The sequence below is a fragment of the Roseixanthobacter glucoisosaccharinicivorans genome (assembly GCF_043195095.2).
Taxonomy (GTDB): domain Bacteria; phylum Pseudomonadota; class Alphaproteobacteria; order Rhizobiales; family Xanthobacteraceae; genus NCEH01.
Genome location: NZ_CM195538.1, coordinates 1,518,051 through 1,537,247, shown reverse-complemented (window position 1 = coordinate 1,537,247; position 19,197 = coordinate 1,518,051). Strand labels below are relative to the sequence as shown.

Below are 19,197 nucleotides of genomic sequence, written 5' to 3'. Positions count from 1 at the left end.
GCGCTTATCGCCCCTTCACTCAAATGACCTCCGAAAGAAGGGATCACTCCACTTCGGCGGAGAACTCCTTCGCCTGGGCGATCCAGCCGTCAACGCGGCCCGGCAGGCCCACTTCTTCACCAATGTGATGCGCGTCCTGGGCATCCAGGCCGGCGATCTGGGTGAAGTGGAAGATGCCGAGATCGTTGAGCTTCTGCTCGATCTCCGGGCTCACGCCCGTGAGCTTCTTCAGGTCGTCGGCGACGCCGCGCGGACCGGACAGGGGCTCGAAGGTGGACCACACGCTCAGCTCGGCGGGCAGATCCTCGATCAGGGGCTCTTCAGCCGCGCCCACATCGCCGAAATCGCCGGCGCCGCGGGAAATGCCGTCGATGGCGGCGCGGGCGACCAGGTCGCAATAGAGCTGGATGGCGCGGCCGGCGTCGTCATTGCCGGGAACCGGGAAGGCGATGCCGTCGGGATCGCAATTGGTGTCGAGGATGGCGGCCACCGGGATGCCGAGGCGCTGGGCCTCCTTCACGGCGATGTCTTCCTTGTTCGTGTCGATCACGAACAGCAGGTCGGGCAGGCCGCCCATGTCGCGGATGCCACCGAGGGCGCGTTCCAGCTTCTCCTTTTCACGGGAGAGCGTCAGGCGCTCCTTCTTGGTGTAGCCGGAACCCGCCTCGGGGCCGGCCAGCATCTCTTCCAGCTTCTTGAGCCGGGCGATGGAATTGGAAATCGTCTTCCAATTGGTGAGCATGCCGCCCAGCCAACGGGAATTCACGAAATACTGCGCGGAGCGGCGGGCGGCGTCGGCCACCTGGTCCGCGGCCTGGCGCTTGGTGCCGACGAACAGCACGCGGCCACCATTGGCCACCGTGTCGGACACGGCCTGGAGGGCGCGGTGAAGCGCCGGCACGGTCTGCGACAGGTCGATGATGTGGATATTGTTGCGGACGCCGAAGATATACGGCGCCATCTTGGGGTTCCAGCGGTGGGACTGGTGACCGAAATGCACGCCAGCTTCCAAAAGCTGGCGCATGGAATAATCAGGAATTGCCACTTTTACTCTCCGGTTGAGCCTCCGCGGACGTACCCTCGGCCCGTCAGGGACGAAGGCACCGGATTGGCCAATTGGCCGACTGTCCGCGTGCGGAATGGCGCGGCTTATAGGCGAAGGGGGGCAAAAGGGCAAGGGCACCACAGCTTTTCGCCCTCTCCTCCCCAGGCATTGCGCCGGTTAAGTGAGATTTTCTCACCCGCGCATGGATTTTTCGCGTTTGCCCGCGCCCTCCGCCAACGGCCAGCTTGGGGCACATTCAATGTCAGCCCCGATGGAGCCGTCCATGTCCACCCTGCACCCGGTCCTTTGCGACATCCGCGAAGGAATCGCCACCCTCACGCTCAACCGCCCGGAAAAGCTGAACGCCATCGACTATGCGCTGGCGGACGCGCTGCTCGCCTTTCTCGACACGCTGGAGACCGACGAGACCGTGAAGGCGGTGATTCTCACCGGTGCCGGGGAGAAGGCCTTCTCTGCCGGTGGCGACATCCATCAATTCTCCCGCAGCGTGCGGCTCGGCCCGCTTGGGGCGGTGCGCGATTTCGTGCGGCGCGGCCAGACGCTGACCTCGCGCATCGAGGCCTTTCCCAAGCCCATCATCGCGGCGGTCAATGGCATCGCCTTCGGCGGGGGATGCGAGATCACCGAAGCCGCGCCGCTCGCCATCGCAAGCGAGACTGCGCTGTTTGCCAAGCCGGAAATCAAGCTCGGCATGCCGCCCACCTTCGGCGGCACCCAGCGCCTGCCGCGCCTCGCCGGCCGCAAGCGCGCGCTCGAACTGCTTTTGACCGGCGACAGCTTCTCGCCGCAACACGCCCTTGCGCTGGGGCTGATCAATCAGATCGTGCCGGCGGCCGAGCTCATCCCGGCAGCCCGGGCGTTGGCACAGCGCATCATGCGCCACTCGCCCGTGGCGGTGACCAGCGTGCTCACGGCGGTGACGCGCGGCATCAACCAGAGCATCGGCGAGGGTCTTCAGGTGGAAAGCGAGCAGTTCGCTCGCATGGTGCCGACCCACGACCTGCGCGAGGGACTGGAAGCCTGGATCGAGCGGCGCCAGCCGCGCTACATGGGGCGCTGAGGCTGCGTTCCCGGCTGCGGGGCGGCGAGTTCCTCCCGCAGCCAGGTCCGAAACGCCGCCACCTCCGGGCGATGCAGCGAGGCGTGATCGGCCAGCAGCCAATAGGCGGTGCGCGCCTCCACGGGCGGTCCGAGCACGGCCACCAGACGGCCCGCCTCAAGATCCCCCGCGACCACGGGAAGCCGCCCCAGCGCCACCCCGAGCCCCTGTATCGCCGCCTCCCAGGCCAGATGGATGGAATCAAAGCGCAATCCGCGCTCCAGATCGGGGGCCGCGATCCCGCGCAGTGCCGCCCAGGCGGCCCAATCCTCGGACACGTCCGTTACATGCAGCAAGGTATGCCCCGCGAGATCCGCGGGCGCCCGCACAGCGGCGGCCAAGTGGGGCGCGCACACCGGCACCAGGTGCTGACGCGCCAGCAGATCGGCGGAAACGTTCTCCCAGCCACCCTCCCCCATGCGAATGGCAATATCCACGCCGTCGCGCGGAAACTCGATCTTACGGTGGGCGCTGTCGAGGCTCACGTCGATGCCCGGATGACAGGCCTGGAAGCGGGAGAGACGGGGAATGAGCCAGCGCTGGCCGAAGGTCGGCGCGACGCTCACGCTCAACCGATCCGCCGGGCGGCGCCCGGGCACAGCTTCGGTGGCGGAGGCGATCTGCGCCAGGATCTCCCGAACCCGGGGGAGATAGGCGAGCCCCGCCCGCGTCAGGCTCAACTGGCGGTGGCTGCGGGCGAACAGCGGCACGCCGAGCCAGTCCTCAAGCCCCTGAATGCCGTGGCTCACCGCGCTCGGCGTGAGGTTGAGTTCCTCCGCCGCCAGCTTGAACGAGAGGTGTCGGCCCGCCGCCTCGAACAGGCGCAGCGCATTGAGCGGCGGCAGCCGGTAGGCCATGGGCCACCCCGCCGCTCAGGCCGCTTCCACCGCGACCACGCCCGGGATCGCCTTGAGCGCCCCGGCGATCTGCGGCGAAACCGGATAGCGGCCGTCGAGGCGGATTTCGACCTCCGCCTTCCCCTGGTCCATCATCAGGATCAGGCTGACTTCGCCATCGCCGTTTCCCGGGAGCCCCTTGCCGCCCGACAGCCGCTTGGCGATTCCTTCCAGGGGATCGACGGATTTCACGAAAATCCGCAGGCTCTTGTGATGCTTGGCCGTAGCCGCGTCGAGCCGCTCGCAGGTCTGGATGCGCACCCGCACATCCTCGCCCTGGAGTTCGGCATTGACCATCATGAGGACCGGCGTGCCCGGCTCCAGCAGGTCGCGATAATGGGCGAGGCCCTCCGAAAAGATCACCGCCTCGAAATGACCGGAGGGGTCCGACAGGCCGACGATGCCCATGCGCGTACCCGACTTGGTGCGCCGCTCCTGCTTGGACACCACGGTGGCGGCGAGCCGCCCGGCCGCCGCACCGGCGCGCACGCCGCGGGCAAAATCGCTGAACGGCTGCACCCGCAGCTTCTTCAGCGATTGCGCATAATCGTCCAGCGGGTGGCCGGTGAGGAAGAAGCCGATGGAATCATATTCGCGCTGCAGCCGCTCCGCCGGCTCCCAGGGCGAGGCATCCGGCAAGGGCAACTCGGCCTTCACGGGACCCGAGCCGAACATATCGTTCTGGCCCAGCGCCCGCCCCTGCTCCTCGCGTTGGGCATGGGCGGCGATGGAATCGAGGGCGGCGAAGACCCGCGCCCGATTCTTCTCCAGCACGTCGAAGCAGCCTGCCGCCACCAGGCTTTCCAGCGTGCGTTTGTTGACCAGCTTGGCCGGCAGGCGATCCGCGAAATCGGAGAGGCTCTTGAACGTCCGCTCGCCCCGCGCCGCCACCAGCGCCTCCACGGCATGCCCCCCCACGCCCTTGATGGCCGCCATGGCATAGATGATCTTGCCGTCCACCACGGCGAATTCGCGGGTGGAGAGATTGATGTTGGGCGGCACCACCTCAATGCCGAGCCGCTGCGCCTCCTGGCGGAATTCCGCCAGCTTGTCGGTATTGCCCATGTCCAGCGTCATGGAGGCGGCGAGGAATTCGGTGGGGTAATTCGCCTTCAGCCATGCGGTCTGGTAGGCGACCAACGCATAGGCCGCCGCGTGGGATTTGTTGAAGCCGTAATCGGCGAACTTGGCCAAGAGGTCGAAGATGGTGTCGGCCTGCGCCTTCGGCACGCCGCGCTCGCTGGCGCCGGAGACGAAGCGCTCACGCTGCTTCTCCATCTCGGCGCGGATCTTCTTGCCCATGGCGCGCCGCAGCAGGTCGGCTTCGCCGAGCGAATAGCCCGACAGCGCCTGCGCGATCTGCATCACCTGTTCCTGATAGATGATGACCCCGAACGTTTCCTTTAAGTAAGGCTCGAGCTTGGGGTGGATATAGTCCGGCTCCGCGCGCCCGTGCTTGCAATCGCAATAGACCGGGATATTGGCCATGGGGCCGGGACGATACAGCGCCACGAGGGCGATCAGGTCTTCCACCCGGTCGGCCTTCATGTCCACGAGCGCCCGGCGCATGCCTGCGCTTTCCACCTGGAACACGCCCACCGTCTCGCCGCGCGCTAGCATGGCGTAGGTTTTGGGATCGTCGAGCGGGATCTTCGAGATATCGAGCTCGATGCCGCGCTGGTGCACCAGCTTCACGGCCTTCTCGATGGTGGTCAGCGTCTTCAGGCCGAGGAAGTCGAACTTCACGAGGCCGGCCTGCTCCACCCATTTCATATTGTACTGGGTGACCGGCATGTCGGACTTGGGGTCGCGATAGAGCGGCACCAGTTCATGCAGGGGCCGGTCGCCGATCACGATGCCGGCGGCGTGGGTGGAGGCGTGGCGGTTCAGCCCTTCCAGGCGCACGGCGATGTCGAACGCGCGCTTGACCACCTCTTCCTCGGCCTGGGCGGCCTGCAAGCGCGGCTCGTCGTGGATCGCCTGCTTCAGGGTCACCGGGGCTGCGGGATTCTGCGGCACCAGCTTGCAGAGCTTATCCACCTGGCCATAGGGCATTTCCAGCACCCGGCCCACATCGCGCAGCACGCCGCGCGCCTGGAGCGTGCCGAAGGTGATGATCTGCGCCACCTGCGCGCGCCCATAGCGCTGCTGCACATAGTGAATCACCTCGTCGCGGCGCTCCTGGCAGAAGTCCACGTCGAAGTCGGGCATGGACACGCGGTCCGGGTTCAGGAAGCGCTCGAACAGCAGGCCGAAGCGCAGCGGATCGAGATCAGTGATCTGGAGCGAATAGGCCACCAGCGAGCCGGCGCCCGAACCACGGCCCGGTCCCACCGGGATGTCGTGCGCCTTCGCCCATTTGATGAAGTCCGACACGATGAGGAAGTAGCCGGGAAACTTCATCTTGGTGATGACGGACAATTCGTAGGCGAGGCGCTCCTGATAGACGGCGACCTCGAGCCCCGGGGCCGGCCCATGCTTGGCGAGACGGGCCACGAGCCCTTCCTGCGCCTGCCGCTCCAGTTCCGCCGCCTCCTCGGCGAGCGGATCGCCATCGCCGCCGCCTGTGGTGAAGCGCGGCAGGATCGGCTTCACCGTGCGCACCCGATAGGCGCAGCGCTGGGCGATCTCCACCGTATTCGCCGTCGCCTCAGGCAGATCGGCGAACAGGGTCAGCATCTCCTCGCGGGTCTTGAAGCGGTGGTCGGGGGTCAGGCGCGGACGCTCGCCATCGGCCACGACCCGGCCTTCCGCTATGCAGCCCAAGGCATCATGGGCCTCATAATCGCCGTGCGAACCGAAGAACGGCTCGTTGGCCGCCACCAGCGGCAGCGCGCGGGAATAGGCGAGCTCCAGCAATTGCGGCTCGACGATGCGCTCGCGCTCCATGCCGTGGCGCTGGAGCTCCACATAGAGCCGGTCGCCGAACATCTGCGCGAGCATGTCCAGCCGCTCGGCGGCAAGATCGGGATGGCCGCCGGCGAGCGCCCGGTCGATCGGGCCGTTCGGCCCGCCGGTCAGCGCTATCAGCCCCTCGTTCGCCTCGCGCAGCCAGTCGAGCGAGATGCGTGATTCCTCGTCGCTCGGCGTCTCCATGAAGGCGCGGGAGACCAGCTTCATGAGATTACGCCAGCCGGTTTCACGCGCCGCGAGCAGAACCAGGCGCGGCTTCTTGGGCGGCAGGGCACCGCGCGGGCCGGGCGCCTCGGGAAGATCGACCGCCAGGGAACAGCCCATGATGGGTTGGATGCCGGCCCCCGCCATCTTTTCCGAGAATTCGAGCGCACCGAACAGATTGCCCGTATCGGTCAAGGCCAGAGCGGGCTGAGAATCCGCCTTCGCCAGATCCGCCAGCTTGCCGAGCGAAAGCGCGCCCTCCAGCAGCGAATAGGAGGAATGGACATGGAGATGGACAAAGCCGGGAGTGCGCATGGATCTTCCAGGGCGATACGCGCGGATGCCGCGTGCGAGTCGCGATCTCGCATTCTATTCAGATCGGACGCCCGATCGCCAAGGGCAAGTCCAAACCGCCAAGGGCAAGTCCAACCTCCCGCGCGGCACTGGTATAGCATTTTCCTTTGTCCGAGCCGCGCGATCCGCGACAGTCGGGCTGGCCGCGGCGGCGAAGGGGGAAAAAGTGCGGACATTCATCGGCAGCTGGCAGTTCTGGGCGCTCGGCGCGGCCGTGTTCGCGGCGCTCACCGCCATCTTCGGCAAGATCGGCGTCAGCGCGGTCCATAGCGACCTTGCGACCCTCATCCGCACAATTGTGATTCTCATCATCATCACGCTCATGGTGCTGGCGGGGCGCGCCTGGCAGCCGCTCGACACCATCTCCGCAAAGACCTGGCTGTTCCTGGTGCTGTCCGGCAGCGCCACGGGCGCGTCGTGGCTCTGCTATTTCCGCGCCCTGCAAATCGGCGAGGCGGCGAAGGTGGCGCCGCTCGACAAGCTCAGCGTGGTGATGGTGGCTGTGTTCGGCGCGCTGTTCCTCGGCGAGCGCCTCTCGCTGGTGAATTGGGCGGGCGTCGCGCTGATCGCCGCCGGCGCCATCCTGGTCGCCCTGCGCTGACCAGCGCCGGACACCCCGCATATCCCGAACGGCGCGAAGGGGCGCCGAAATGGCGCCGAACTTTCACCGAACATGCGCTTCATCCGGCCGAGGAGCTGCGAGATGGGCCACCAAACCGATGTTCTTCTGCGCTAAGCCATTGTTTCACGTGAAACATTTTTACGCGCGCGCCTAGTCCAGCTCGATAATCCGCCCCTCGAACACCGTCACCCGGCGGTGCATGCGCGCCGCCAATTGCAGATTATGCGTGGCGATGATCGCAGCAACCCCGGTGGCATGGACCAGTTCGGCGAGCGCGGAAAACACATGGTCCGACGTCTTGGGATCGAGATTGCCGGTCGGCTCGTCCGCCAGCAGCAGGCGCGGCGCATTGGCGAGCGCGCGCGCGATGGCGACCCGCTGCTGCTCGCCGCCGGACAGTTCGGACGGGCGATGGGTCAGGCGATGGCCGAGGCCGAGGTAGCTCAGCAGATCCTTCGCCCGCGCGGACGCGTCCTTCTTTGAAAGGCCGCGGATCATCTGCGGCATCATCACGTTTTCCAGCGCGGAGAATTCCGCCAGCAGATTATGGGATTGATAGACGAAGCCCACATGCACCCGCCGCATGCGCGTGCGCTCGCGGTCGGGGAGTTTCACCGTGGGCTGCCCGTCGATGAACACCTCGCCCTCGTCGGGATGCTCCAGCAGGCCCGCCATGTGCAGAAGGGTGGATTTGCCCGAGCCCGAGGGCGCCACCAGCGCCACCGACTGGCCGCGCTCGACCACGAGATCCGCCCCGCGCAGCACCTCGATGGTGCCCGCGCCTTGGGCGTAGCGCCGCCCGACTCCGGCAAGCGCCAGAGCGGCGGGGGTGGGCTCGGTCTGGAAGGGAGAGGTCGCCATCACTCGTATCTCAACGCTTCCACCGGATCGAGCCGCGCGGCCCGCCAGGAGGGATAAAGGGTGGCAAGCAGCGACAGCACAAGCGCCATGACCACGACCGAGGTCGTTTCCCCGGCATTCATCTCCGCCGGCAGGCGGCTGAGATAATACAGCTCCGGCGAAAACAGCTCGGTGGACGTGAGATAGGAGATGAAGCGGCGGATTTCCTCGATGTTCAGGCACACCAGAACCCCGAGCCCCAGACCCACCATCGTGCCCACCACGCCAATGCTGGCGCCGGTGATGAGGAACACGCGCATGATCGCCCCTTGCGTCGCGCCCATGGTGCGCAACACCGCGATATCGCGCCCCTTGTCCTTCACCAGCATGATGAGGCCGGAGACGATGTTCAACGCGGCGACCAGCACGATCAGCGTGAGAATGAGGAACATCACGTTGCGCTCCACCTGGAGCGCATTGAAGAAGGTGGCGTTGCGCTGGCGCCAATCCACCAAATAGACCGGCCGCTCCGCCGCCGACTGGATCGCCGGTTTCAGGATCGCCACGTCATCGGGATTGTCGATATAGACCTCGATGGCGTTCACATCATTGGGCCGGTTGAAATAGGCCTGCGCCTCCGGCAGCGGCATGAAAAGAAAGGCGCTGTCGTATTCCGACATGCCGATCTCGAACACCGCCGCGATCTTATAGACCTTGATGCGCGGCGACGTGCCCATGGGCGTCACCGCACCCCGCGGCGCCACAAGCGTGATGTTGTCGCCCGCCCGCAGCGCCAATTGGTCCGCGAGCCGCTTGCCGATCGCGACCCCCTGCCCCTTGTCGAAGCCTTCCAGGCTGCCCTGGCGAATATTGTTGGCGATCGAGGGCAGGCCGCGCAGATCTTTTTCCGAAAGCCCGCGCGCCAGCACACCGCTGGCGTTATAGGGCGAGGAGGCGAGCGCCTGCCCTTCCACCAGTGGCACGGCGAGCCGCACGCCGTTGAGCTTGGCGATCCGGTCGGCGACCGCGATATAATCGGTGAGCGGCGTTTCCAGCGGCTGCACCAGCAGATGGCCGTTGAGCCCCAGGATCTTGCCGAGCAATTCCTGCCGGAAGCCATTCATCACCGCCATAACGATGATGAGGGTGGCGACCCCGAGCACGATGCCCAAAAACGAGAAGCCGGCAATCACCGAGATGAAGCCTTCCTTGCGGCGTGCCCGCAAGTAGCGCAGGGACAGCATCCATTCGAAGGCCGAAAACGGCCGCGTGCCCGTCGGTTCTTCCGAGCGGGCCGCAGAAGCTGGAGCCATGCGCTGGCCTCCCGTCATTTCTTGAGCCTTTCATAGGCGTCCGCGATGGACATGAGTTCGCGCGACCCGTCGGAGCGGCGCTTCAGTTCGACCTTGCCCTCGGCGAGGCTCTTCGGCCCCACCAGGATCTGCCACGGCAGGCCGATGAGGTCGGCGGTGGCGAATTTCGCACCGGCGCGCTCCTCGGTATCGTCATAGAGCACATCGACGCCGCTGGCGGTGAGCTTCGCGTAAAGCTCGGCGCAGGCGCCGTCGACCGCCGCATCACCCACCTTGAGGTTGAGGATGCCCACCTGGAACGGCGCGACCGCATCCGGCCAGACGATGCCGTTGTCATCGTGCGAGGCTTCGATCATCGCCGCCACCAGCCGCGACGGGCCGATGCCGTAGGAGCCCATGTGGATCGGATGCTCGGCCCCATCGGGACCCTGCACCTTGGCACCGAAGGGATCGGAATATTTCGTGCCGAAATAGAAAATGTGGCCCACCTCGATGCCGCGCGCGGCCATGCGGCGCGCTTCGGGGATGGCGGCGAAGGCGGCTTCGTCATGCTTTTCGGACGTCGCCGCGTAGAGGTTCGTCCACTGGTCGAACACGCCCTGGAGCTGGTCGGCATCGTCGAAATTCACGTCGGCGGCCGGCGGGGCGAGATCCAGGTAATCGGCATGACAGAACACCTCGCTCTCGCCGGTGGAAGCGAGAATGATGAATTCATGCGAGAGATTGCCGCCGATCGGCCCGGTATCGGCCACCATGGGAATCGCTTTCAGCCCCATCCGCGAGAAGGTGCGCAAATAGGCGACGAACATCTTGTTGTAGGAATGGCGGGCGCCTTCCGCATCGAGGTCGAAGGAATAGGCATCCTTCATCAAAAACTCGCGCGAGCGGTAAACGCCGAAGCGCGGGCGCACCTCGTCGCGGAACTTCCACTGGATATGGTAAAGGTTCAGCGGCAGGCTCTTGTAGGATTTCACATAGGCCCGCACGATCTCGGTGATCATTTCCTCATTGGTCGGGCCGAACAGCATCTCGCGATCGTGACGGTCGCGAATGCGCAGCATCTCCTTGCCGTAATCGTCATAGCGCCCGCTCTCGCGCCACAGGTCCGCCGACTGGATGGTCGGCATCAGCATTTCATTGGCGCCGGCCCGGTTCTGCTCCTCGCGGATGATGTTGCAGATCTTGGTCAGCACCCGGTGACCGAGCGGCAGCCAGGCATAGATGCCCGCGCTCTCCTGCCGCACCATGCCGGCGCGCAGCATGAGCCGGTGCGAAACGATCTCCGCCTCCTTCGGCACTTCACGAAGGATCGGCAGAAAATAGCGGGACAAGCGCATCTGGATGACTCTGCGGCTGGACGTTTCAAAAGCGTGGCGGAGAGAAAGCGGAACGGTTGGCAAAATACAAGCCCGCCCCGCCCGCATCCGTGCTGCGACGCAACAAATGATCTATTGCGGCGCAAGGATGACAAAGGCGTAAATCTTGTTCTACTTTGAACCCGCCAAAAGAAAGGGGACCGCCATTGTGCCCAAGCGGCGCGATGGGGAGGGTCCGGGTCTCGGGAGGATCATCAACAACAAGCCGACCGACGACCCCCAAAGATGGCGCGCGCAATTCGGGAACGGCAGCACTGAAGGATCGAGCGGCTGCACCCGCGGCGAACCAGAATATGGTGCAATAAAACGAGAAAAAGGCGAGACCTCGGTCTCGCCTTTCTTTTTTCATCCGGCCGGGCTCCCAGCCCCGCCGGTGGCCAGCCCGCCCAATCTCCGGAAACGGAGCGAATATTCCCGCGCCCGGCCAATCACTCGTCAGTGGTGCTGAAGGGCATGGGGAAATCCTCCAGCGTGACGATGCCGTTCATCACCACATAGAAGAGCCCGAACGTCACGACGGCCGCCACCAGCGTGGTTGCCGCCACCTTGCGCAACAGGAAAGGCCGCGTCGGCGCGCCGGGATCAGTGCCCGGATCCACATCGCCCGCCTCGGCCTGCGAGCGCACGCCAAACGGAAGGATGGCGAACAGCACGGTCCACCACACGATGAAATAAATGGCGAGTACCGATCCGATCTTCACGCGCTTCGCGTCCTCACGCCTGTTCCAGCTCCACCAGCGTCCCGTTGAAATCCTTGGGGTGCAGGAACAGCACTGGCTTGCCATGGGCGCCAATTCTCGGCTCCCCGGTGCCGAGCACCCGCGCACCCGTCGCCTTGAGCTGCTCACGCGCCGCAAGGATATCCTCGACCTCGTAGCAGATGTGGTGGATGCCACCGTCCGGGTTGCGCTCCAGGAATTTCAAAATCGGCGAATCCGCGCCGAGCGGCTCAAGCAGTTCGATTTTGGTGTTGGGCAGGTTGATGAAGACCGTGCTCACGCCATGCTCGTGCTGCGGCACGATCTCGGAGACATCCGCCCCGAGCGTGTCGCGATAGAGGGCAGAGGCCGCCGCGATGTCGCGCACCGCAATGGCCACATGATTGAGCCGGCCGATCATGAACCCCTCCTGAACCACCATTAGGCCGCGGGCACCGCTTGGCGCCCCGCAGGTCCCTATCAAACTTCGAGAATGTGGACGTGGCAAACTGGCTTTTTGCCCCACAGCCCATTCACCGCAGCCCGCACCGCGCGCTCGATGGTCTCGGCGAGGGCATCGGGATCGCGACGGCGGGCCCGCGGCAGGCCGTTCATGGTCGCCACGACCGTATCAAACACATGATCGAGCATGTCGATGCCGCCTTCCCCGCGCTCGGGAATGCCGGTCAGCTCGAGCGCGGGCTCGCCGACGAGGGCGCCCTTCTGGTCCACCGCCAGGGCGACGGAAACCACACCCACGAAACCGAGGCGCCGACGCTCCGGGATGGTCTGGGCGGTGTCGGATACCAGCAGCCGCCCGTCCTTATAGAGACGCCCGAATGGGATATCGTCGACCCGCTCGGCCGGACCGGGTGCGAGCCGAATGACGTTGCCGTCGTAGCAATTGACCACTTCCGGAACGCCGAGGCGACGCGCAAGGGCGGCGTGCTCGGCAAGATGGAGAGGCTCGCCGTGCACGGGCACGGACACCTGCGGGCGCACCCAGCCGTACATCTGTTCCAGTTCGCCCCGACGCGGATGGCCGGAGACGTGGACGAGGGCATCGCGGTCGGTCATCACCCGCACGCCGCGCTTCACCAGGCCATTGATGACGGTGTTCACCACCTTTTCATTGCCGGGAATGGTGCGGGAGGAAAAGACCACGAGGTCGCCCTTGGAGAGGGCGATCTCCGGATGATCATCGGTGGCGATGCGGCTGAGGGCCGCCCGGGGCTCGCCCTGCGAACCGGTCAACAGCGCCACGACCTTGTCGCGCGGCAAATAGCCATAGGCATCCGCACCCCGGAACGGGGGAATGCCATCCAGCATGCCATGCTCGCGGGCGACACCAATCACCCGCTCCATGGCCCGCCCCACCACCACCACTTCGCGATCAGCCGCAAGCGCGGCCTCGGCGATGGAGCGCACCCGCGCCACGTTGGACGAGAAGGTGGTGAAACAGATGCGGTGCTTGGCGTTGGCGACGATTTCCCTCAGCGTCGCGCCGACATCGGCCTCCGAAGGCGAAACGCCATCGCGAATGGCATTCGTCGAATCGCAAATGATGGCGCGCACGCCCTCATCGCCCAGCGCGCTCAGCCGGGCAACATCCGTAACCGAGCCCACCACCGGGGTGGGATCGAGCTTCCAGTCGCCGGTGTGCAACACGAGCCCGACCGGCGTGCGGATCGCCACCGCATGGCTATCGGGAATCGAATGGGCGACGGGAATGAATTCCACCTCGAATGGGCCGATGGATATCCGCGCACCCGCCCGCACCACATTGACCGGGATATTCGGCGCGCCGGGTTCGCCCCAGCGCTTGGCTTCGAGCAGACCGGCGGTGAACGCCGTGGTGTAGACCGGGCATTTCAGGCGCGGCCACAGGTCAATCACCGCGCCGACATGGTCTTCGTGACCGTGCGTGAGGATGAGACCGACGATGTTCGCCTTTTCCTTCTCCAGGAAACGAATATCCGGCAACACCAGATCAACGCCCGGCGCCTCGTCCCCGGCAAAGCTCATGCCGAGGTCCATCATCAGCCATTTGCGGGCGCGACGCGGACCAAAACCGTAAAGACCAAGATTCATGCCGATCTCGCCCACCCCGCCCAGGGGTGCGAAGACCAGCTCATTCTGTTCCGCCATGTGACCTATCATTCCGCCTTCGGCAGGGAGACATCGCCGGCGGTGATGATCTCTGCAATTCCGTCCCGCCGCCGCAACATCATGGCGCCGCGGGCATCAATGCTCTCAAAACGTCCCGTCACTTCCCGCTCGCCGATGCGCACGCTCACCGTATCGCCGATGGCGAGGGCATGGCGCATCCAGTCGGTACGAACCGAGGGAAAGCCGTTGCCGCCATTCCATTGGTTGAGGCGCACCGCCATGGCCCGGTCCAGGGCTTCCAGAACGCGATCGGGTGCAGTGGGCGCGCCCGCCGCTTCCAGGCTGGTGGCGCGGTACGGCAGGTCCTCGGGGTGATGAAGGCAGTTGACGCCGAACCCGATGACCGCCGCCGGGCGCCCCGCCGCGTCGGTGCCGCCTTCCACCAGGATGCCGGCAAGCTTGCCGCCATCCAAGATCAGGTCATTGGGCCATTTCAGCTTGAGCCCTTCGGTCGTCACCAACGGCGCGGCCGCCAGCACGGCATCGCGCAACGCCAGGCCGGCGACGAAGCAGAGCTGCGCCACATGCGCGACCGGGGCCGGATTCGGCAAAACGAGCGTCGCAAACAGATTGCCGAGTTCGCTCGTCCAGGGCCGCCCGCGCCGACCGCGCCCCGCGCTCTGAATGTCGGCGACCAGCCAAACGGGCATGGCCTCGCCACGGCCGAGCCGCGCGAGACCTTCCGCGTTGGTGGAACCGATCTCCGTGAATCGGACGATGGGAATCGTGGAGCTTTGAAAACGCTGCGCCGCCATAGTTCAGAAAAGTGCCCGGGCGGCCACCCCGGCCGCGTTGATCAGCGGCGAGGGATAAACGAAATAGAAGATGGTGAACAGACCGGAAAGGCCCAGCACCGCCTTCAGTTCACCGGGCATGGGGTCGAAGGCTTCCGCCGGCTCGTCAAAATACATGATCTTGACAACCCGGAGGTAATAATAGGCCCCCACCACCGAGGCGAGCACGCCGATCACCGCGAGGCCATAGAGGCCAGCCTCAATCGCCGCGAGAAACACGTAATATTTCGCCAGGAACCCGGCCAGCGGCGGAATGCCAGCGAGCGAGAACATCAGCCCGCCCAGCAGCAGCGCCATCACCGGATTGGTCCGCGCGAGGCCAGCCAGCTCGTCCACATTCTCGACCGCATTGCCGTTGCGGCGCATGGCGAGCACACAAGCGAACGTGCCAAGAGTCATGGCGACATAGATGGCCATATAGATCAGAACGCCACGGATGCCCTGCGGGGTCGCGGCGGCGAGGCCCACCAGGGCAAACCCCATGTGACCGATGGAGGAATAGGCCAGGAGGCGCTTGATGTTGCGCTGGCCGATCGCGGCGAACGCGCCGAGCACCATCGAGGCGATCGAGACGAAGGCAATGATCTGCTGCCAGGAATGGGTGATGTGCGGAAACGCTTCGGTGGCAACGCGCAGGAACACGGCCATGGCCGCCACCTTCGGAGCGGTCGCGAAGAAGGTCGTCACCGGCGTCGGCGCGCCTTCATACACGTCGGGCGTCCACATGTGGAACGGAACCGCCGAGACCTTGAAGCACAAGCCGGCGAACAGGAACACGATACCGAACACCAGACCGATGGTGGGCGTCGTTGCGGCCGCGGCGATGGCCCCGAAATTCACCGAGTCGGTGAAGCCGTAGATCAGCGAAGCGCCGTAGAGCAGCATTCCGGAGGACAAAGCGCCGAGCACGAAATACTTCAGGCCCGCCTCGGTGGACCGCACCGAGTCCCGATTGTACGCGGCCACCACATAGAGCGAGAGGCTCATCAGTTCGAGGCCAAGATACAGCGCGATCAGATCCCCGGCCGAAACCAGCATGCACATGCCGAGCGTGGCGATGAGGATGAGCACCGGATATTCGAACTTGCTCTGCCGCTCGCGATTCAGCCAATGCACCGACAAGATCAGCGACGCCAGGGCCCCGAGGATCGCGAGGGCTTTCATGAATCGGCTGAAATCGTCGATCACGAGGCTGCCACCGAACGCCGAGAGTGTGGTGTGCGGCGCCACCAGCACAAGTATGCCGGCGGCCGCGAGCACGGCGATGGCGAGGCCGTTCACCAGATTGGCGGCCGCTTCGCCGCGGATCGCACCGACCAGCAGCAGCACGATCGCCGAAACGGCGAGCGTGACTTCGGGAAGAACGGCGCCGAGCGGGGGCAGGGACGACATCGGGCGACCTCGGGTCAGAAGCTGAACATCAGCGTGGCGGTTTTCACCGCCGACGCGACAGTATCGGTACGCGCGACCACTGCATTCACCGCCGTGGACGTCATGTCCAGGATCGGCGCCGGCCAGAAGCCGAACAGAATGGTGATCACAACGAGCGGAACGAGGATGGCGATCTCGCGCGGGCCAAGGTCGAGGATGTCCTTGAGACTGTCCTTTTCAAGCGGCCCGAAGATCACGCGCCAGTAGAGCCACAAGGCATAGGCCGCCGAGAAGATCACGCCAGTCGCCGCGAAGAAGGCGATCCAGCTGTTGCGCTCGAACGCCGCCAGCATGGTGAGAAACTCACCGACGAAGCCGGAGGTGCCGGGCAGGCCCACATTGGCCATGGTGAAGATCATGAAGGCGGTCGCATACAGCGGCATGCGCTTCACCAGACCGCCATAAGCGGAGATGTCGCGGGTGTGCATCCGGTCGTAGATCACGCCGACGCAGAGGAACAAGGCACCCGACACGAAGCCGTGCGAGATCATGAGGAACATGGCACCCTGCAAGCCCTGCTCGTTCATCGCGAACAGGCCCATGGTGACAAACCCCATGTGGGCGACGGACGAATAAGCGATCAGCTTCTTGATGTCAGTCTGCACCAGCGCCACCAGCGAGGTGTAGATGATCGCCACGACCGACAGCGTGAACACCAGCGGCGCGAACAGATGCGAGGCATCCGGGAACATGGGCAGCGAATAGCGGATGAAGCCGTAGCCACCCATCTTCAGCAGCACGCCCGCCAGGATCACCGAGCCGGCGGTCGGCGCTTCCACGTGGGCATCCGGCAGCCAGGTGTGGACCGGCCACATGGGCATCTTCACCGCGAAAGAGGCGAAGAAAGCCAGCCAGAGCCAGGTCTGCATTCCGACCGGGAAGCCGTGGGTGAGGAGGGTCGGCACATCCGTGGTGCCGGCCTGCCAATAGATCGCCATGATGGCGAGCATCATCAGCACCGAACCGGCGAGCGTGTAGAGAAAGAATTTGAAGCTGGCATAGATGCGGCGCGGACCGCCCCAGATGCCGATGATGAGGAACATCGGGATCAGGGCCGCTTCGAAGAAGAAGTAGAACAGCACCAGATCGAGCGCGCAGAAGGTGCCGACCATCAAGGTCTCGAGCACCAGGAACGCGATCATATATTCCTTCACGCGCTTCTTGACGCTCTCCCAGCTCGCCAGGATGCAGAACGGCATGAGGAAGGTGGTGAGGATGATCAGCGGCAGGGAGATGCCGTCGACGCCCATGTGATAGGCGGCGATATCGCCCAACCAGGGATGCTTCTCGACAAACTGGAAGCCGGCCGCCTTGGAGTCGAAGCCCGGCAGCAGCAGCAGGGACACGATGAAGGTGACGAGCGTCGTCCACAGCGCCACCCAGCGGGCGTTGCGGGCGGAGACCAAGTCGTCACCCCTGACCACCAGGATGAACAACGCTCCCACCAAGGGCAGGAAGGTGACGACGGAGAGGATGGGCCATGTGGTCATCGTCACACTCCGGCGAACATGAACCAGGTGATGAAGGCGGCGACGCCGATCAGCATCACGAAGGCATAGTGATAGAGATAGCCGCTTTGCAGACGCACGACCGAGGCGGTCACATCCAGCACGCGGGCGGAAATCCCGTCCGGCCCCATGCCGTCGATGATGCGGCCGTCACCCTGCTTCCAGAGCACGCGGCCGATCCACAGGACGGGGCGGATGATGATGAAATTGTAGATCTCGTCGAAGTACCATTTGTTCAGCAGGAACTGGTACAGCGCATCCTGGCTGCGGGCGAGCGCCACCGGCACCGTCGGATCAAGCACATAGAACCAAAAGGCGACGAGGAAGCCCAGCACCATCATGATCGTTGGCGCATAGGCCGCCCAGCCTGGGATCTCGTGCATCTCGTGCAGGATGTGATTTTCCGCGCCCATGAAGATGGACTGACGGAAGAAGTCCTGCACGTGGTGCCCGACAAAGTCGCCATAGAACACCATGCCGGCAAACACCGATCCCACGGCCAGGACGCCGAGCGGAATGGTCATGACCAGCGGGGATTCGTGGGCGTGTTCGTAATGGTGATGATCGTGGGGATGACCGTGGAAGGTCATGAACACCAGGCGCCAGGAATAGAAGGAGGTGAGCGCGGCGGCCGCCACGGTCATCACCCAACCATAGAGTGCGAAGCTGTTGTCGCTGGCCCAGGCCGCTTCGATGATCGCGTCCTTGGAATAATAACCCGCCAGGAACGGAAAGCCGGTAATCGCCAGCGTCCCGATCAGCATCATGGCATAGGTGAACGGGATCTTCTTATAGAGCCCGCCCATGTGGCGCATGTCCTGCTCGTGATGCATCGCATTGATGACCGAGCCGGCGCAGAGGAACAGCAGCGCCTTGAAGCAGGCATGGGTGAAGAGGTGGAACACGCCGACCGAATAAGCGCCCGCCCCCATGGCCACGAACATGTAGCCGAGCTGGGAACAGGTGGAATAGGCGATCACCTTCTTGATGTCGTTCTGCACCAGGGCGACGGTGGCCGCGAACATGGCAGTCGTGGCACCCACCAGCATCACCACGCTCAGGGCGGTGTGCGAGAGCTCGAAAATGGGCGACATGCGCGCCACCATGAACACACCGGCCGTCACCATGGTCGCGGCATGGATGAGGGCGGACACCGGGGTCGGCCCCTCCATCGCGTCCGGCAGCCAGGTGTGCAGCAGGAACTGCGCCGACTTACCCATCGCGCCGACAAACAGCAGCAGCGCGATCACCGTCGGCGCGTCCCAGGCGTGGCCGAGGAAATTGATGCTCTTGCCCGCAAGCGAGGGAGCAGCGGCGAACACCGCGTCGAACGTCACCGAGCCCGTCATCACGAACACGGCGAAGATGCCGAGCATGAAGCCGAAGTCGCCCACGCGGTTCACCACGAAGGCCTTCATGGCCGCCGCGTTCGCGGAAGGCTTCTCGTACCAGAAGCCGATGAGCAGGTAGGAGGCGAGGCCCACGCCTTCCCAGCCGAAGAACAGCTGGACCAGATTGTCCGCCGTCACCAGCATCAGCATGGCGAAGGTGAAGAGGGACAGATAGGCGAAGAAGCGCTGGCGGCTCGGATCCTCGTGCATGTAGCCGATGGAATAGAGGTGAACCAGCGAAGACACGGTCGTTACGACGATCAACATGATCGCGGTCATGGTGTCGATGCGGAACGCCCAGTCGATCTTGAGGTCGCCCACATGGATCCAGCGCATCACCTGCACGTGCGCGTCGTGTCCCCCGAAGCCCACCTGGAAGAAGGCCACCCAGGCGAGCACGCAGGAGATGAAGAGAAACGCCGTGGTGACGATTTCCGCCGGGCGCGCACCGATCACGCGGCCGAACAGCCCGGCAATGAGAAAGCCGATGAGGGGAAGAAAGACGATCGCCTGATACATGGCC

Annotated in this window: 15 protein-coding genes; 2 read left to right on the top strand and 13 right to left on the bottom strand. The window is 64.8% G+C overall.

Annotated elements, in window-relative coordinates; genetic code table 11:
• Nucleotides 1-43 precede the first annotated feature (43 nt).
• Nucleotides 44-1,045: a 30S ribosomal protein S2 gene (locus V5F78_RS06800; RefSeq protein ID WP_394014915.1), complete on the bottom strand. Its 1,002-nt coding sequence runs from the start codon at nucleotides 1,043-1,045 to the stop codon at nucleotides 44-46.
• Nucleotides 1,046-1,328: 283 nt separating this feature from the next.
• On the opposite strand from V5F78_RS06800, the gene V5F78_RS06795 reads away from it, so the two are divergent.
• Nucleotides 1,329-2,126, top strand: coding sequence for a crotonase/enoyl-CoA hydratase family protein (locus tag V5F78_RS06795; protein WP_394069359.1), 798 nt, complete (start codon nucleotides 1,329-1,331; stop codon nucleotides 2,124-2,126).
• On the opposite strand, the gene gcvA is transcribed toward V5F78_RS06795, so the two are convergent.
• Both gcvA and dnaE read right to left on the bottom strand, forming a co-directional pair.
• Complete coding sequence (gene gcvA / locus V5F78_RS06790; RefSeq protein WP_394069358.1) at nucleotides 2,111-3,022, bottom strand: transcriptional regulator GcvA; 912 nt, start codon at nucleotides 3,020-3,022, stop codon at nucleotides 2,111-2,113. The two genes, V5F78_RS06795 and gcvA, sit on opposite strands and share 16 nt — an antisense overlap.
• A gap of 15 nt (nucleotides 3,023-3,037) precedes the next feature.
• Nucleotides 3,038-6,493, bottom strand: coding sequence for a DNA polymerase III subunit alpha (dnaE, locus tag V5F78_RS06785; protein WP_394069357.1), 3,456 nt, complete (start codon nucleotides 6,491-6,493; stop codon nucleotides 3,038-3,040).
• Nucleotides 6,494-6,698: 205 nt separating this feature from the next.
• Between dnaE and V5F78_RS06780 the strand changes: the two genes are divergently transcribed.
• Nucleotides 6,699-7,133 (top strand): EamA family transporter, encoded by a 435-nt coding sequence (locus V5F78_RS06780; RefSeq protein ID WP_394069355.1) that lies wholly within the window; start codon nucleotides 6,699-6,701, stop codon nucleotides 7,131-7,133.
• A gap of 171 nt (nucleotides 7,134-7,304) precedes the next feature.
• Here the strand turns inward: V5F78_RS06780 and V5F78_RS06775 are convergent, their stop codons facing one another.
• From V5F78_RS06775 to nuoL, 10 genes are all read right to left on the bottom strand, one after another.
• Complete coding sequence (locus tag V5F78_RS06775; RefSeq protein ID WP_394069353.1) at nucleotides 7,305-8,015, bottom strand: ABC transporter ATP-binding protein; 711 nt, start codon at nucleotides 8,013-8,015, stop codon at nucleotides 7,305-7,307.
• The gene (locus tag V5F78_RS06770; RefSeq protein ID WP_394069351.1) at nucleotides 8,015-9,307 is read right to left on the bottom strand and encodes a lipoprotein-releasing ABC transporter permease subunit; all 1,293 of its coding nucleotides are present in this window, start codon (nucleotides 9,305-9,307) and stop codon (nucleotides 8,015-8,017) included. The genes V5F78_RS06775 and V5F78_RS06770 overlap by 1 nt, the downstream gene beginning before the upstream one ends.
• Nucleotides 9,308-9,321: 14 nt before the next feature.
• A complete protein-coding gene (proS, locus tag V5F78_RS06765; RefSeq protein ID WP_394069350.1) occupies nucleotides 9,322-10,644 on the bottom strand; it encodes a proline--tRNA ligase in 1,323 nt (440 codons plus the stop codon).
• A 467-nt stretch (nucleotides 10,645-11,111) separates the two neighbouring features.
• A complete protein-coding gene (locus V5F78_RS06760) occupies nucleotides 11,112-11,384 on the bottom strand; it encodes a DUF1467 family protein (RefSeq protein ID WP_394069348.1) in 273 nt (90 codons plus the stop codon).
• 13 nt (nucleotides 11,385-11,397) lie between these two features.
• Complete coding sequence (gene mce, locus V5F78_RS06755) at nucleotides 11,398-11,802, bottom strand: methylmalonyl-CoA epimerase (RefSeq protein WP_394069346.1); 405 nt, start codon at nucleotides 11,800-11,802, stop codon at nucleotides 11,398-11,400.
• A 59-nt stretch (nucleotides 11,803-11,861) separates the two neighbouring features.
• Nucleotides 11,862-13,529, bottom strand: a complete 1,668-nt coding sequence (locus tag V5F78_RS06750) for a ribonuclease J (RefSeq protein ID WP_394069344.1) — start codon at nucleotides 13,527-13,529, stop codon at nucleotides 11,862-11,864.
• Nucleotides 13,530-13,537: 8 nt separating this feature from the next.
• Nucleotides 13,538-14,305, bottom strand: coding sequence for a biotin--[acetyl-CoA-carboxylase] ligase (locus tag V5F78_RS06745; RefSeq protein WP_394069343.1), 768 nt, complete (start codon nucleotides 14,303-14,305; stop codon nucleotides 13,538-13,540).
• Between the two features lie 3 nt (nucleotides 14,306-14,308).
• Entirely contained in the window at nucleotides 14,309-15,736 is a 1,428-nt protein-coding gene (gene nuoN / locus V5F78_RS06740) for an NADH-quinone oxidoreductase subunit NuoN (RefSeq protein ID WP_394069341.1), read from the bottom strand.
• A gap of 14 nt (nucleotides 15,737-15,750) precedes the next feature.
• Nucleotides 15,751-17,265 (bottom strand): NADH-quinone oxidoreductase subunit M, encoded by a 1,515-nt coding sequence (locus V5F78_RS06735; RefSeq protein WP_394069339.1) that lies wholly within the window; start codon nucleotides 17,263-17,265, stop codon nucleotides 15,751-15,753.
• Nucleotides 17,266-17,267: 2 nt separating this feature from the next.
• On the bottom strand, nucleotides 17,268-19,193 hold the full coding sequence (nuoL, locus tag V5F78_RS06730) for an NADH-quinone oxidoreductase subunit L (protein ID WP_394069337.1): 1,926 nt from the start codon (nucleotides 19,191-19,193) through the stop codon (nucleotides 17,268-17,270).
• Nucleotides 19,194-19,197 lie beyond the last annotated feature (4 nt).

What these genes read in the sequence shown, in the direction of transcription:
- V5F78_RS06745 (WP_394069343.1), bottom strand. Translation starts at nt 14,305, where the DNA reads ATGGCGGCGCAGCGTTTTCAAAGCTCCACGATTCCCATCGTCCGATTC.
- V5F78_RS06770 (WP_394069351.1), bottom strand. Translation starts at nt 9,307, where the DNA reads ATGGCTCCAGCTTCTGCGGCCCGCTCGGAAGAACCGACGGGCACGCGG.
- V5F78_RS06775 (WP_394069353.1), bottom strand. Translation starts at nt 8,015, where the DNA reads ATGGCGACCTCTCCCTTCCAGACCGAGCCCACCCCCGCCGCTCTGGCG.
- V5F78_RS06750 (WP_394069344.1), bottom strand. Translation starts at nt 13,529, where the DNA reads ATGGCGGAACAGAATGAGCTGGTCTTCGCACCCCTGGGCGGGGTGGGC.
- nuoL (WP_394069337.1), bottom strand. Translation starts at nt 19,193, where the DNA reads ATGTATCAGGCGATCGTCTTTCTTCCCCTCATCGGCTTTCTCATTGCC.
- dnaE (WP_394069357.1), bottom strand. Translation starts at nt 6,493, where the DNA reads ATGCGCACTCCCGGCTTTGTCCATCTCCATGTCCATTCCTCCTATTCG.
- V5F78_RS06735 (WP_394069339.1), bottom strand. Translation starts at nt 17,265, where the DNA reads ATGACCACATGGCCCATCCTCTCCGTCGTCACCTTCCTGCCCTTGGTG.
- nuoN (WP_394069341.1), bottom strand. Translation starts at nt 15,736, where the DNA reads ATGTCGTCCCTGCCCCCGCTCGGCGCCGTTCTTCCCGAAGTCACGCTC.
- gcvA (WP_394069358.1), bottom strand. Translation starts at nt 3,022, where the DNA reads ATGGCCTACCGGCTGCCGCCGCTCAATGCGCTGCGCCTGTTCGAGGCG.
- proS (WP_394069350.1), bottom strand. Translation starts at nt 10,644, where the DNA reads ATGCGCTTGTCCCGCTATTTTCTGCCGATCCTTCGTGAAGTGCCGAAG.
- V5F78_RS06795 (WP_394069359.1), top strand. Translation starts at nt 1,329, where the DNA reads ATGTCCACCCTGCACCCGGTCCTTTGCGACATCCGCGAAGGAATCGCC.
- mce (WP_394069346.1), bottom strand. Translation starts at nt 11,802, where the DNA reads ATGATCGGCCGGCTCAATCATGTGGCCATTGCGGTGCGCGACATCGCG.